Annotated in this window: 11 protein-coding genes; 3 read left to right on the plus strand and 8 right to left on the minus strand. The window is 69.2% G+C overall.

The genetic code is table 11. The features are described 5' to 3' along the window. Positions 1 to 11: 11 nt before the first annotated feature. From OYT95_RS34475 to OYT95_RS34500, 6 genes are all read right to left on the minus strand, one after another. Entirely contained in the window at positions 12 to 4,169 is a 4,158-nt protein-coding gene (locus OYT95_RS34475; RefSeq protein WP_268790157.1) for a TIGR02680 family protein, read from the minus strand. Then, the gene (locus tag OYT95_RS34480; RefSeq protein WP_268790158.1) at positions 4,166 to 5,560 is read right to left on the minus strand and encodes a TIGR02678 family protein; all 1,395 of its coding nucleotides are present in this window, start codon (positions 5,558 to 5,560) and stop codon (positions 4,166 to 4,168) included. Before OYT95_RS34480 ends, OYT95_RS34475 begins: the two co-directional genes overlap by 4 nt. After that, on the minus strand, positions 5,557 to 7,008 hold the full coding sequence (locus OYT95_RS34485; RefSeq protein WP_037229459.1) for a TIGR02677 family protein: 1,452 nt from the start codon (positions 7,006 to 7,008) through the stop codon (positions 5,557 to 5,559). Before OYT95_RS34485 ends, OYT95_RS34480 begins: the two co-directional genes overlap by 4 nt. Before the next feature lie 301 nt (positions 7,009 to 7,309). Next, on the minus strand, positions 7,310 to 8,473 hold the full coding sequence (locus OYT95_RS34490; RefSeq protein WP_128642036.1) for a hypothetical protein: 1,164 nt from the start codon (positions 8,471 to 8,473) through the stop codon (positions 7,310 to 7,312). A 181-nt stretch (positions 8,474 to 8,654) separates the two neighbouring features. Further along, entirely contained in the window at positions 8,655 to 9,776 is a 1,122-nt protein-coding gene (locus OYT95_RS34495) for a helix-turn-helix domain-containing protein (protein WP_128642037.1), read from the minus strand. Between the two features lie 172 nt (positions 9,777 to 9,948). Further along, on the minus strand, positions 9,949 to 10,800 hold the full coding sequence (locus OYT95_RS34500) for a class I SAM-dependent methyltransferase (protein ID WP_112298612.1): 852 nt from the start codon (positions 10,798 to 10,800) through the stop codon (positions 9,949 to 9,951). A gap of 47 nt (positions 10,801 to 10,847) precedes the next feature. Between OYT95_RS34500 and OYT95_RS34505 the strand changes: the two genes are divergently transcribed. Both OYT95_RS34505 and OYT95_RS34510 read left to right on the plus strand, forming a co-directional pair. Further along, positions 10,848 to 11,429 (plus strand): helix-turn-helix domain-containing protein, encoded by a 582-nt coding sequence (locus OYT95_RS34505; protein ID WP_112298611.1) that lies wholly within the window; start codon positions 10,848 to 10,850, stop codon positions 11,427 to 11,429. Between the two features lie 11 nt (positions 11,430 to 11,440). Beyond that, entirely contained in the window at positions 11,441 to 11,653 is a 213-nt protein-coding gene (locus OYT95_RS34510; protein WP_112298610.1) for a hypothetical protein, read from the plus strand. Between the two features lie 16 nt (positions 11,654 to 11,669). On the opposite strand, the gene OYT95_RS34515 is transcribed toward OYT95_RS34510, so the two are convergent. Next, on the minus strand, positions 11,670 to 12,470 hold the full coding sequence (locus OYT95_RS34515; RefSeq protein WP_037229474.1) for a helix-turn-helix domain-containing protein: 801 nt from the start codon (positions 12,468 to 12,470) through the stop codon (positions 11,670 to 11,672). Between the two features lie 65 nt (positions 12,471 to 12,535). Here OYT95_RS34515 and OYT95_RS34520 point away from each other — a divergent pair, with 65 nt between their 5' ends. Continuing rightward, complete coding sequence (locus OYT95_RS34520; RefSeq protein WP_268790159.1) at positions 12,536 to 12,976, plus strand: DUF3224 domain-containing protein; 441 nt, start codon at positions 12,536 to 12,538, stop codon at positions 12,974 to 12,976. 14 nt (positions 12,977 to 12,990) lie between these two features. Here OYT95_RS34520 and OYT95_RS34525 read toward each other — a convergent pair whose 3' ends face one another. After that, complete coding sequence (locus OYT95_RS34525; RefSeq protein WP_112298608.1) at positions 12,991 to 13,569, minus strand: carboxymuconolactone decarboxylase family protein; 579 nt, start codon at positions 13,567 to 13,569, stop codon at positions 12,991 to 12,993. Between the last annotated feature and the right edge of the window lie 32 nt (positions 13,570 to 13,601).

Genomic DNA, 13,601 nt, shown 5'->3' on the forward strand with positions numbered 1-13,601 from the left:
GTACTCACGGGTCAGGCGAACTCGAGAGCACCCTCCGCGGGCCTCGGGACCCGCCTGCGGAGGGGCGAACCGAGCGCCTGCGCCAGGTCGGTGCCGTCGTGTTCGGCGAGTAGTTCGCCATCCGACCACACGAGCAGCGTGGCGCTGACGCTCTGCTCGGCCGTCGAGTGCGCCAGATCGTAGTGCGCGCACCCCGGCACGCCGCCGTACGTGATCCACAGGTCGAACCCGGTCATGAACAGGTCGAGGTCGAATTGCACGCTGAGGCCGAGCAGTTCGGCCCGGCCGTTGTCGTCGACGCCGGCGAACGCCTCGTCCAGCGCCAGCAGTCGCGGTGCATGGGGGTCGGCCGAATCGAGCATGACGTGCGCTGCGGCGAACAACGGCAGGTGCAGCGAGACGGACTGCTCGCCGCCGGAGAGGGCGCTGTGCCGGGCGACGGTCAGCCGGTCTTCGTTGCCGGTGCCGCTGATGAGGGTGAACGAGAACACCCGCCACCGCCGGTAGTCGAGGGCGGACGCCAGGATCTCCGGGTACGAACGCTCCGGATGGGCGGCGCGGGCAGTCCTGATCTGGTGAGCGAAGTGGGCGCGCATCGTGGCGAGCTCGTCCGGCCCCAGCGCCGAGGTGTCGCGCTCGAGCAGTTTGGAGATCGCCTTCGCGCTGTCGTCGAGGTTGTCGGCGAGCACCCAGTGGACGCCGATGGTGTTGCCGGACGACATCCGGCGCTCCCGCATCTCGGTGCCCATCCGGGCGATGAGTTCGCGGGCGTCGACGGTCCGTTCGTGGATCTGCTGTGCGAGACCCGTGAGCAGCGCGTCCTCCAGGATGCGACGCTCGGATTCGGTGAGCAGCAATTCCTGATCGGAGCGCGCGGACGCGATGCGGGCGGCGAACTCGCCGATCGACGAGTACCCCTCGTCGTCCTGCACCTGCACCACGGTCACGCCGTCCGGGGCGTCCCACTGCAACCGGTAGTCCTGGCCGGCGGCCGCCAACTGTGCGTCGAAGTCCTGCAGCGCGGTGGTGAGCGCGGTGCGCGTCGACTTGCGCGCCGAGTCGCTGACCCGCACCGATTCGGTGGCGCCGTCCAGTGCGCGGAACAGCGCGTCCACTTCGGGCGGCAGGATCGGGGTGTCGTCTTCGGTGTTCTGGATGCGATACACCAGCTGTTCGGCACTCATCCACGCCGCGGAGCTCGCCGGCCAGGTGTGGCCGCCGTCGACGCCGAGGAGTTCGAGTAGGTCGCGCCGGGCATACGGCGCGAGGCGGGCGGCGTCGGCGTGCGTTTCCGTGAGCGCCAGCCGGAGCGTCTGGACGGCCGTGTTGTACGCGCCCTCGGCTTTGCCGATGGCTTCACCCGCGTCCTTGTCCGCCTTGCGGGCGTCGCGCTGCTCCTTCTTGCACGCCTCGATCCGCGTGTGCGCCTCCTCGAGCTGCCGGTCCAACTGCTCGGCCCCCGCTCCCAGCGTGTCGCGCAGCGTCTCGAGGCGTTGGATCTGTTGCGTGAGAACCTCTTCGGCGATGGCAGCTTCTTCCGCGAACTCCTCCGCGCTGCCGCGCGCCTCGTGCAGTCGGTCCTCGGACTCGCGGGTGTGCTCCACCTCCTTGGCGTGTTCGCGCCTGCACCGCTGCACCATCTCGCCCTGCTTCTCGAAGTGCCGGACGGCCGCGGCGAGCGAGTCGATCTCGCGGGCGACGTGGGGAGTCCGGTGCGTGGACGCAGTGGCTCGGAGCTGCTTCTCCTTCGCGGACAGGTCGGCGATGGCCTGGTCGAGTTCGCGACCGACCGTTGTCGCCGTGTCGGAGCGGCTGCGGAGTGCGCCTGCGGATTCGGTGACCTTCTTCAGCGCCGTGAGGATCGATCCCGTGCGGGTCAGGGCCTGCGCCGCCGCGGTGGTCCGCGACAGCAGCGACGCCGCCGCATCCGCGGACGCCCGGGCTTCGTCGAGCGTCGCCCGGGTTTCCTCGAGGGTGCTGTCGAGTTCGGCGATACGGGCAGCGCGCCTGCGGGCCCGTGCGGTGGTCCCGATGTACTCGGCGTCCGATTTCGTGTGGCGTCCCCGCTGGATTCCCTGCCGGTACGCGCCGTCTTCGGCGACACCCACCGGTCCTTCGGACAGGTCGAGGGATTCGAGGGCGATGGATTCGAGGATCCCGCGTACGCGATTGTCGGGAACACCCGTGTCCTGCTCGACCTCGAGAACGTCCGCGAGGGTCGTGCCGCCGGGCCGATCCTCGGCCGGAAGGGCCACGAGGAATTGTTCGGATTCGACGTCGGGGAGCGCGTCGTCGACGGTCACCCAGCCGTCGAGGAGGTTCGCCGCCTGCAGTGCGGCCTCGATTCCCGCCGCCGCGGCGGCGTCGACACTGTCGGCGAATCGGACCAGCCGCCACAGCGGCGCACCGGTCAGCCGGGAGCGGGCGTCGTGCCGGGCGGCCGAGAGTGGTGGGGCGTCGTCGTGCTCGGATTCGATGGCGGCGCGTGCCGATTCGTGTTCGGCGATCGCCTCCTCGGCGGAGGTGGCGTCGCGGTCGTACTGCTGCCGGCGCAGCCGGAGCGCGTCGACGGCGTCCGTGGTCTGTTCGGTCAGCGTCTCCGTCAGGGTCGCGGCGTCGTCGTCGCCGATCCGGGCGAGGGCGGCGTCCAGGGCCTCGAACAGTGAAGCGGGCGCGGCGATCTCGGCGTAGAGGGACGACTGTTCCGTCCACCAGGATCGGAGTTCGGTGGCGCAGCGGCTGCGGGCCGATTCGACCGCGGTCTCGGCTTCGAGAACGGCCACCGTCGCGGTGTCGAGTTGCTCCTGGCCGCGGCGTGCCGCCTCGTCGGCTCTGGTCCGTTCGGTGGCCGCCCTCTCGACGGTGGCGAGCGCGGCCCGGACCGCGCGGATGTCGCCGTCGCGTTCCTCGGTGTGTCCGCGCAGCGCCGCGGTCAGTTGGTCGGTCCGCGCATTCTCGGGCAGTGCGGTCCAGGTGATTCCCGCGTCCTCGGCGGCGAGGTGAAGTTCGTCTTCGGCGTGGGTGAGCGCCTCGACGGCGCGGGCGACGGCGTCGCCGGCGTTGTCGTGCTCCTCGGCTCGCTGTTCGAGGGTCGCCTTGGCCTTGCGTGCCTTCTCGGCCTGCAGTTCGGTCGATTTCTCGAGCGTCGAGACGGCCTGCGCGAGGTCGTCGAGCTGCGTCCGTCCCTCGTAGGCCGTCGACCGCTTCAGTGCGTCCAGGGTTGCATTGGCCTGGTCGAGTGCGCGTTCGGCGGCGGTGAAGCGGTCCTCGGCGGCCGCCCGGCTCTCCTGGCTGCGGGCCCGGTCGGCGGCCGCCCCGTGGAGGGCGGCGATGCCGGACCGCACGGCCTCGAGACGGGTCGCGAGATGGTCGACGTCCGTACGCGCCTGCTGGCGAAGGTATTTCGCGTACACGCCGACGAAGCTCTGCGCCGCCTGGTCCGCCGCGGCCAGCCCCTCGAGCGCCCGGCCGACCTCCTCCATGTCGCTGAACGAGCGGGCGGCCTCGAGGACCAGTTGCTCGTCGAGCGGCCGGAGACCGTCGGTGAGTGCCTGCGACAGTCCCTTGGGGTCGAGGTTCTTCGCGAGCTGGGGCCGCCGGAGCGTGAGGATGAGGTTGATCAGCTGGTCGTACCGTTGGACGCCGAGCCCGAACATCCGGGCGTCGATGGCGGTGCGGTAGTCGAGCGGCCGGTCGGTGATGGAGTCGGTGCCGATCTGTTCGCCCAGTTGCTTCTTCGTGAGCGGACGGTCGTCGGTGCCGAGTAGGGAGAAGTCGACGCCGACGCGACCGTCGGCGACGAAGTACCAGCGTGTGACCTTGTCGTTGGTGCGGGTGGCGCGCATGCCGATGCCCACGGTGACGGCCTCGGGGTCGTCCTTCGCGCCGCGGCAGAACTCCATCCAGACGTACGAGTACGCGCTCTCCTGCCCGCGGTACAGGAGGTTCGATTTCATGGTGCGTTCCTCGCCGGCGAACGGATTGAGCCGCCGGGGTTCGATCCGGCCGTCGAAGACGAACGGGAACAGCACTTCGAGGGCCTTCGTCTTGCCGGAGCCGTTGGGACCGCGGAGAACGAGGCGACCGTCGGCGAAGGAGAACTCCTGATCGCGGTAGTCCCAGAGGTTGATGATTCCGGCGCGGGTGGGCCGGAAACGCGCACTCGTCATGCTGTGACTTCCTCGCTGTCGTTCGCTGAGCTCTGGAACAGGTCGATCTCGGGTGTGCGGTCGCGGATCGTGACCACCACACCCCGGTAGCGGGCGAGTGCCGGGAGTGCGAGCACACCACCCGGCACGGCCGCGGTGAGGCGTAGCCGCTCGAGCAGCGCCAGCGCCGCCCGTCCCAGACCGTCCGGGTCCGCCTGCCACCCGGCGGCGAACGTGCGCCCGAACCGTTCGGTCAGTGTCCGGACGGTGCCGGTGATCCACTCGTCCTCGACGACCGGGAACAGCCGGTCCGCGGGGGCGGGGTCTGCGGGTTCGAACCCGTCGTTGCCGGCGAGGCTGTCGAAGATCCCGGACTGCGGAATGGCGCTGTCGACCTGTTCGATCAGGTCGTCGATCCGGCCCTGCGGCAGCGGCATCCGGGCCGTCTCCGGGGCGTCCGGGTCCAGTACGCGATCGGCGATCTCTCCGGCGAGCAGGAGCGCGACCTGCGCGACCGTTCCCGTCCCGGGGAACCGGACGTCGGACAGACGTCCGGAGGAGTCGATCATCGCGACACCTTCCTCACGCCGCTCCGCGACCAGTCCGGTGAGCAACTCGACGTCGGCCGCGGTGCGGGGGAGCGCGAGTTGGACCAGCTCGTGATCGTCCAGGTCGGCGGCGTAGACCACTGGCCGTTCGACGAGAGCACGCCGGACCCGCCGCGCGGTCTCCTTCACGTCGACCGGCCGGGTCGTCCCGAAATCCGAGGTGTCGTCCTCGGTCACCGCGTCCGCGCCGGCGAGCAGTCCGCGGATGGACCGGAGGTGCTGCAGTGCGCGCGGCGGCCGGAACAGGGCGATGACGACGGACCTGTCGATGTCGTACAGCGCTTCTCCCGCATCGGGATTGGCGGCCCAGCCGCCCGCGTCACCGTCGGCGAGGGCGATCGCGCCGCGGGCGGCGAGCCAGCCGACGGCGTCGACGAACGCGTCCCGGTCGGACGCGCGTTCCGTGGACAGATCCACACCGTCGACCTGTGCGGCGTCGGCGGCCACGTGATCGGCGAGTTCGGACAGGGTGATCTGGTTTCCGGCGCGGCCGAGTGCGGCCAGCGCCAACGCGAGATAGGCGTAGCGGTACCGGTCGAACGTGCGGTCGGTGGCCGTCTTGGCCGGCGTCCCGGCGTCGAGCCGGTCGCTCACCGTGAACAGCCGGGCGGTCGTCTCGGTGACTTCGAGTCGGTACCCGAAGAGCGTCATCAGATCGTCGCGTAGTTCGGTGGCCCACCGGCGGAGCAGGGGGAGTGCGATGCGATCCGGATAGGTCTGTGTCACCAGGTGATTCGACAGGATGACGCGGGCGGCGCGCTGATACGAATCGAGGGCGAGCGGCGAGATCTCCCGTGCCTTCACCGAACGCTCACCTGCAGTCCGTCGAGGTGCAGACGTCCGCGGGCGGTGCGCACCACCGTCGATTCGCTGTGTGGGCTGAGGGTGAGCTTCACGCCGTTCTCCGATCCTGTGCTGCTGTTCACGCGGCCGCTGACCGGAACCCGCGCCGTCAGCGCGGCGTTGAGCAGACTCAGCAGCACGTCGGTTTCGGCCTCGTCGAGCTCCCGCTCGTAGACCCCGCCCCGGGCCAGCGACTGGGCGGCGGCGGCGCGAAGTCGTTGTGCGGTCAGCTGTTCCTCCCGCAGGCGGCGCACGCTGCCCTCGTTGCGCTGTACCCGCGCGGGCAGGCCGGGCGACGGGGGACGTCCGGTCTCGGCCAGCGTGCGGGAGATCTCCACGGGCTGGGCCTCCCACCACGACCGTGTGTCGGGAATGATGTCGGCGTCCGGGTGCACCATCGAGAGGTGGCGCGGACGGCCGAGATCGAACACGGCCTGGAACAGCGCATGCGCGGCGTCCTCGGTCGGAGCTGCGGCGAACCAGCCTGCGAGGTGGCGCAATTGGCTCTCTCTGCTGACACCACCTTTGCGGGTCTCGGTGACGCGGCGCAGCAGCGACAGGACGGCGGCGATGGCACTCATCGTGCCCTCGCGCAGGCGCTCCGACTCGCTGAGACCCGCCTCGCTCCCGACGAACCAATGCGTCAGCCCCGCCCACCGCGCGCGCCAATCGGCTTCGCGCTCTTCGATGCCGAGGAACACTCGCTCGTCGCTGGCGGCGGCCCGCGTCACCATCGTCTCGACGCCGGTGTCTTCCACGAGCGCGATCGCCGCCGCGAGTTTCGGTGCATAGCGCGAGAGGTCGGAGCTGAATTCGCGCATGTGCGTGAGGAGAGCGTCCTTGTGGGACATGAACGTCTCGGGGGTGATCTCCGTGGTGCGGACGAGATCGCCCAGGGTCAGGTAGAACTGGGCGGCGCGTCCGGCCATGTCCGACAGCGTCGCATCGAGACGGTTGAGTTTCCGGTACACGAGGTCGTTGTCGGCCGCGCGGTTGGCGGCGGCCAGGTCGTTCATGTCGGCGAGGAGGTCGGGCAGCGCCAGCCGGGACAGTGACGCGTCGTCGAGCCGGGCCGCCAGTGCGTCCTCGACTGCTCGGAACACCTGGTAGCCGGCCTGACTGAACTGATAGACGAAGTGCCGGTTCCGGTATTCGGCCAGCGTCGCGGCGCGTGTTCCGTCGTAGCTGCGTTCGAGCACCTCCCAGACGTGGAGTTGCTCGAGCAGGGGAGTGATGTCTCCGGCGCCGAGTTGTCCGGCCGGATCGTCGCCGGCGAGGCCGTTCAGAATGCGGGCGACGTCGCCGGCGTGGAGCAGGACGACGTAGTTGGCGCGGGCGTGGTCGAAGGCCCGCAGCACCCACAGGTACTCCGCGCGCTTCTCGGCAGTGGTGAACGCGAACAGTTTCAACCGGTCGTCCCGGAGTGGGGGTGGAACCGCCGGGCGCGCTGCACGCAGCCCCGAGGGGGACCGACCTGGATCGCTGCCTGATTCACTCACCGTGACAGGTTATGCGGTCGCGTAGCCGTGGAGCGAACGCCGTGCCGACCTGCGTCATCAACGCCGATATCTGAATCGGACCATGACGGAATGCGATAATTAACCGAATTTACGTGGCTGGCTCGGTTCGAACCACCCAGCGCCGCCGGGGTTCCATCGTCACCATTCGCCCCTTCCCCACACCGCTGCACCGATGAAGGGAGGCGGGCATTCAGAGGATGAACAGCACGAAGACGATCGCCACCAGCACGAGAGCCAGCCCGACCGCTGCGGCGACGAGCCAGGACGCCCGGGACGTCGAGTCGGCGGTGGATTCGTCCTCGGACTGCGCGACTGCGCGAGGTTCCGGCGGTGTCGCGACCGCCGTTCCGCCCGACACGCGAGCGGGGGACGCGCCCACCGCCGCGGCCGACGCGGGGTTGTGCGTGCGCGTCGCCGGCCGGCTCGCGGCCGTGGAGGTCGAGGGCACCGGCTCGCCGACGACGGCATCGATCACCTCGGTGACGTCGTACGACGGCGGCAGGCCGATCGGGGTGACCCTGTGCGTGGTGGGGTTGAACCCGGCGGCGCGGATGGCGGCACCGAGCGCTGCGGTCTGCTCGGGGCCCGGGCCGACGACACACCGCACACCGAACTTCTCACCGACCGTGGTAGCGAACCCGTGAATGGCCGCGGAGTCCCTCGCGATCAGGCCGTCGCCCGTCACGACCACGGCATCGAGGTTGCCGGGGAGCCAGCCGAATGCACCGAGCGCGGTGGCGATCTGGGCCGTGGGGGAACCCCCCGAGGAGAAGCGGAACGCCTTGCCTGCCTCGACGCCCGAGCGGATCAGCGCGACGGTCGCGCCGGTGTCGTCGACGTGATAGATGCCGACCAGCTGCCCGGGACGCTCCGCGATCTCGGATTCGAACCAGGCCGCGGCGGCTTCGGCGTCCGAGACGAGGGACAGGTAGGACATGTCGGCGTAGTCCAGGGCGTCGCGCAGCGCCGCGACGGCGGCCGAGTCCCAGCGGGTGGGGTAGGTGGCCATGATGTCGGGGGCGCCGCCCGTCCGGCCGCCGTGGTCGGGGAGAGGTTCGCACTCCCGGAGCAGGCACCGCATCGCGCCCGCGACCAGGTCCTCGGCGCGATACCGGGATCCGTCGCCTACCGCGACACCGGCCGGGTCGCCGACGCGGGGAAGGAACCCCGACACGGTGTGGGTGTCGCCGATCGTGTGCGGCGCCGATCCGCCGAGAATTGCGGTGCCGTCCGGGCACATGTGCAGGACGGTGTCCCGGACGATGACGACCGGATCCGGGGATCCTGGATCGTTCGACGCCACCACCGCGGTGGACACGACACTGCCGATCCTGAGCCCGACTCCCATGGACATGCACGTACCCCTATTCGTTTTGCGAACGGATTGCGACTTCCGTCAGGCCCGTTCCGACTCACTCGGTGAGGCCACAAGATGTACATCCTGCTACCCGAGCGCGCTTGTGCGCGCCATCACGCGCGGCGTGGCGTGGTCGTATTGCGCACACTCGGGCATTTTCGCCCCCGGCGAGTGATCGTCAGGTAACCGTCGGTGCGCCGAGGGCTGTTCTCCACTCGGGCGCGTTCTCGGTCATCCAGTCGAGGAGGTGCTCCGCCTCCTGCGGATGACGACCGGTGCCGGCGAGTAGATCCGCGAAGGCCTGCGCGGGGGCGACCAGGCGGACGTTGTCGCGGAAGAGGGTGCGCTCGAAGACCGCAGCCGATCGGGGAGTGGCGACGAGGACGTTGGCGCCCTGATCGACGGGGCGTAGCGCGAGTGCGCCTGCCAGCGCCTCGCCGTGGTCGGCATAGATCTGGACCTGATGCGCCGGCGCGTACTCGACGAACGCCGCTGCTGCGAGTGACCCGGTCACCGCATAGAGGTGGCCGGAGACCTTCGCGAGTTTCGCGACGAACGACTGCACTCCCTCGGGTGCGAAGTAGCCGACGGTGGGGCAGTCCTTGAAACTGGAGTCGCTGCTCCAGGCGCGCAGCATCTGCTGCCACCGGACGCTGGTGATGGGCCCGCGAGGGAGTCGCTCGAGCAGATCGCGTTCCTCCAGGGTTTCGACCACCCGATAGGTCGCGCCGGTGGACGCTCCGGACAGCCGGACGAGTTCGGGGACCGTCAGCTGACCCGAGTGATCGGCGAGGGCACGCACGACCCGGGCGGCCGGATCGCCGGTCAGTTGGGCGGCCGGACGACCGGGGCCACGCCACGGGTCGGCGTCCGCGCCGCGGTCGCGCACCCAGATCGCGGGCCGGTCCGCGGCAAGTGAGGTGTTGCCGGTCGCGTCGGCGTAGGAGAGACCCCTGGCGTCGAGTTGACGGCGAACGGGTTCGGAAAGGTAACGGGCGCAGACGAATCCTCGATCGGACCCGGACAGTCCGTCGGCGAAGCGGGCGGCGTCGCCGGCGAGAACCCCTCGGGCGGGGATGACGGAGAAGGACGCCACCTCGCCGTTGGGCGCGCCGACCAGTAGTCGTTCCGGCGCGTCGGCGAGGGAGCGGGACTTTCCGGACGTCAAGGTCCAGCCGTGGGGGAGTGCGGCCTGGAGGGTGGCGATCGCCCGGCGGTAGAGATCGATGTCGCGTTCCGGCTTCGGAAACGGCACCTTCGGCTCGCTACCTGCGAATTCGGCGTTCTCCTGATTCGGCACGTCGCCAGTGTACTCAGTCGGTCCGAGACGGAACCGTAAAATAGACCGAATAATCGTGGTCGGCTCCCAGCGCCATCGAGTAGCCCGATCCCATCGCCACTCACCACCGCCACGTGAACCGGTCCCCGAACGCCGTGACGGCGTGGGGAAGTTCCACTCCGTCACGGCAGGTTCAGGGACGCCGGGCCGTCCAGACGGTCCGGCTGCCCCGCACCGTCAGGTCCCCGCGGTGCAGGACGCTGTCGGGGTTGTCCACCGCGAGAAGGCGATCGAGCGTGTCGCGGTCGTCGGTGGCCAGTTGCCCGTCGAGCGCGGAGCGAATGCGGCGCAGGAAAGTCTGTGCGTAGCGTCCGGTGCTCGGCGGGGCCGGGGTTGCCTCGCTGGAGACACTGCGCTCCTCGACGTCCACGAAACCGGCCCGTTCCACGTGCGTCCGCCAGTTCGGGTGGGAGTTCCAGTCCAACCGCGCCAAGGCCTCGTGGCAGCGCGACTCCAGGCCCGGGCGGCCCAGACCGAGGTCGTCCGGCAGGAGACGCGGCAGCGCGTCCATTTCGACGACCACCAGCACGCCGTCGGTGTTCAGCGCGCCGTACATGTCGCGGAGTACTCGGTCCGGGTCGGCGACCTCGTGCAACGAGGAGGCTGCCCACACGACGTCCGCCGCCTCGACTGCGGGCCAGCCGGCATCCAGATCGGCGTGCAGGACGCTCAACCGGTCGGCGACGCCTTGCACGTGTGCGGCCGTACGGATGCGTTCGAGCATCATTTCCGACCTGTCGATCGCGATCACCTCGGCCGAGGGAAACCGTCGAGTCAGGGCCAGGCTTCCGACTCCCGTGCCCGCGCCGACGTCGACGACCCGGCGCGGGGTCGTGCGGGTCCGCTGCCCGGCCCACTCGGCCACCGGGTCCAGGTAGGCGCCGAAGACCTCTGCGTCCAGGTCCAGTAGATCCGCCAGCGCTGCCTCGTGGTCCCGGGTGTGCCCGCCGTGGTGATGGGCGTGGTGATGGGAATGCTGTGTCATGGCTCCAGGCTAGCCATGACCTGCGCTATGCGCATACACTCTTGCGTATGAAGCAAGAAGTCGGGTTGGACAGTGTGATCCGTCAACGGATCCGCGGCCTTCGGCTGGCCCGCGGCTGGTCCCTGGACGTGCTCGCTGCGCGCTGCTTCCTCAGTCCGTCCACCCTGAGCCGCATCGAAACGGGTCACCGCCGGATTGCCCTCGACCAACTGGTCCCGATTGCACGCGCCCTCGGCACCACGATCGATCAACTCGTCGAGTCCGTCGAGGACGAGGATGTGGTGATCCGGCCGCAGCCCGAGCACACGCGAGGCCTGACGATCTGGCTCCTGTCTCGCGAACGCGCACTCCACGGCGCGACCGTGGCGAAGATGCGCATCACCCCCGATCGGCCCGCGGGCCCGGAGCACGTGAGTGTGCACCCCGGCCACGAGTGGTTCACGGTGCTCTCGGGGACGGCCCGCCTGCAGCTCGGTGAGCGAACCATCCTGATCGAAGCCGGTGCCGCAGCGGAGTTCTCGACCATGGTCCCGCACTCCATCGGCGCCCACGACGGTCCCGTGGAGATCCTCACGATCTTCGATCACGACGGGGAGCGTGCCCACCTGCACGCCGACCACAACGAGTAGAAAGGGCGGACATGTCCTCTTCCGACACCGCAGACCCGACGGAGTTTCCGGCGAGCATGGGGAAGGTCTCCCGGCGTGAGCTCGCATCCCACGGCTATACGCGCTTCGATCATCTGACGACGGTCACCGCCAAGGAACTGTTGAAGATCCACGGCGTCGGACCGAAGGCGATCCGAATCCTCGAAGAGGAACTCGCGGAGCGGGGGCTCGGTTTCGCCAAGTGAACCGAACCCGGCCGCGCTACAACAGGCCGTGCGTGCGCTGATAGGTGGCCGGTGGTGTCCCGACCACGTGAGTGAAGACACGGGTCAGGTGAGCCTGGTCGCTGAACCCCAGTTCGTAGGCGAGCGCCGACCAGTCGATCCTCTCGCCCGAGTGCGCGGCGCCGGCGGCGTCGAGGATACGAAATCGCTGGATCACCCACTTCGGGCCGATACCGACGTACTCGGTGAACAGCCGTTGCAGGGTGCGCAGACTGCAGCCGGCATGTGCGGCGAGCTGGTCTGCCCGGACGATGTCGCGGTTGCTCTGGGCGTCGCCCACCAGGTCTGTGATCTCCCGTCCCGTGGGATCCGGAACGGGATCGGTGCGGAGAAGGTATCGCTCGAAGGCGTCGATCATTTCCGCGCTGTCCGTGCCTGCGAGGATCCGCTCCGCGACCGGGCGATCGTCACCGGCGAGCAGGTGCCGTCCGGGCTGGATGGTTCCCGAGATCGCGCCGACGCTGCCCTTCAGCAGAGGCCGGAACCCTCCGGCGTGGAAGGCGGCTCCCAGCACGTGGCCGTTCCCGGTCAGCGTTCGGTAGAACGGCGACCGGGAGATCCCGTGCACGAGCAACTGTCCGTCCTCGGCAGCGACATGAACGCGGGGCTGGGGCACCACCTGCTGTCGATGGGGCTTCGGCACCGACCACCTCACCAGCCAGTGGTAGTCGACGAACTCGGCCAAAGCCTCTCGGGGAGCGACCCGTTCGACCTCGAACCCCGGTGCGGCGGCCGTCGGGCGGACGATCGCCTCGGGATGTCCTGGCACAGTCGACATTCGCTCATCCTAGTGTCGCGAATGTTCAAGAACGCCACGCTGCCTCGTACCTAGAGTCACGTGTCATGAGCTACTCACACATTGCACGAGGCAAGTTCTCCATCGCCTCGTGGTCGGAATCGGTGATCGTCGACATCGACGGCGAGGGTACGACCACCGGCGACGCCTACTACCCCACTCGCGGTGCCAACCGAGCGACCGTCGCGTACTCGTACTCCGGGGACATCGAGGGAACGAGCACCGTGGTCTACCTGATCGCATACAAGGCCGATGCCGCGCCGGTGCTCGGTTTCGAGCGTTTCGAGGGCTCGATCGGCGGGCACGACGGGACGTGCGTATTCCAGCACATCGGCAGCCAGGACCAGGGTTCGGTGTCAGCCCGGATCGAGGTGGTACCGGGTATGGGCACCGGCGGTTTGATCGACCTACGTGGCGGCGCGGACCTGTCCATCGCGGGACCCGGCGACAGCGGTTACGAATTCGTCCTGTCGTACGACGTCGGCTGACAGTTCCACGTCGCTCATGTCGTCGAGGGTGCGGCGAGCGGCTTCAGGCCACACGCCGTCGCGAAGCCCTGTGATTCGATGCCGAACGCGGTGTTGGTGCGGGTCACGAGATTTGCCAGCGCGATGAACGCGGTCAGTTCCACCAGCGCGGCCGGGCCGAGCGGCTCGAGCAGCCGGGCCGACAGTTCGTCGGTGACCGTCGGCGGGGTCTGGGTCATCGCTTCGGCGTACTCGAGCACGTCCCGCTCCAACGGTGTGAACACGTCCGACTGGCGCCAGCGGGGTACCTCGCGTGCCTTGGTCAGATCGAGTCCCTCGTTGTGGGCCTGGAAATAGCCGAAGTCCAGGCAGAAACTACAGCCGACCAGGCTCGCGACCGCCATGTGCGCGAACGACTTCAGGTTCTGGTCACACTGATCCCACTTCTGAGCCCGGCGGCCGACGCTGAAGCTGAAGTTCAGCACCTTTCGGTTGTGCCACGCGACCTCGACGGGCTCGGCCACGTCGCCGAGCATCTTGCGGGACATCCGCTTGACGATCGCGCCGTAGATGCCGGTCAGCTCGGCCTTCGGGATCCGGGTATTGCCGGCCATGATTCCTCCTCCGGTGGTGTGCTCTCGGCATG

The sequence above is a fragment of the Rhodococcus sp. JS3073 genome (assembly GCF_026810085.1).
Classification (GTDB): domain Bacteria; phylum Actinomycetota; class Actinomycetes; order Mycobacteriales; family Mycobacteriaceae; genus Rhodococcus_F; species Rhodococcus_F wratislaviensis.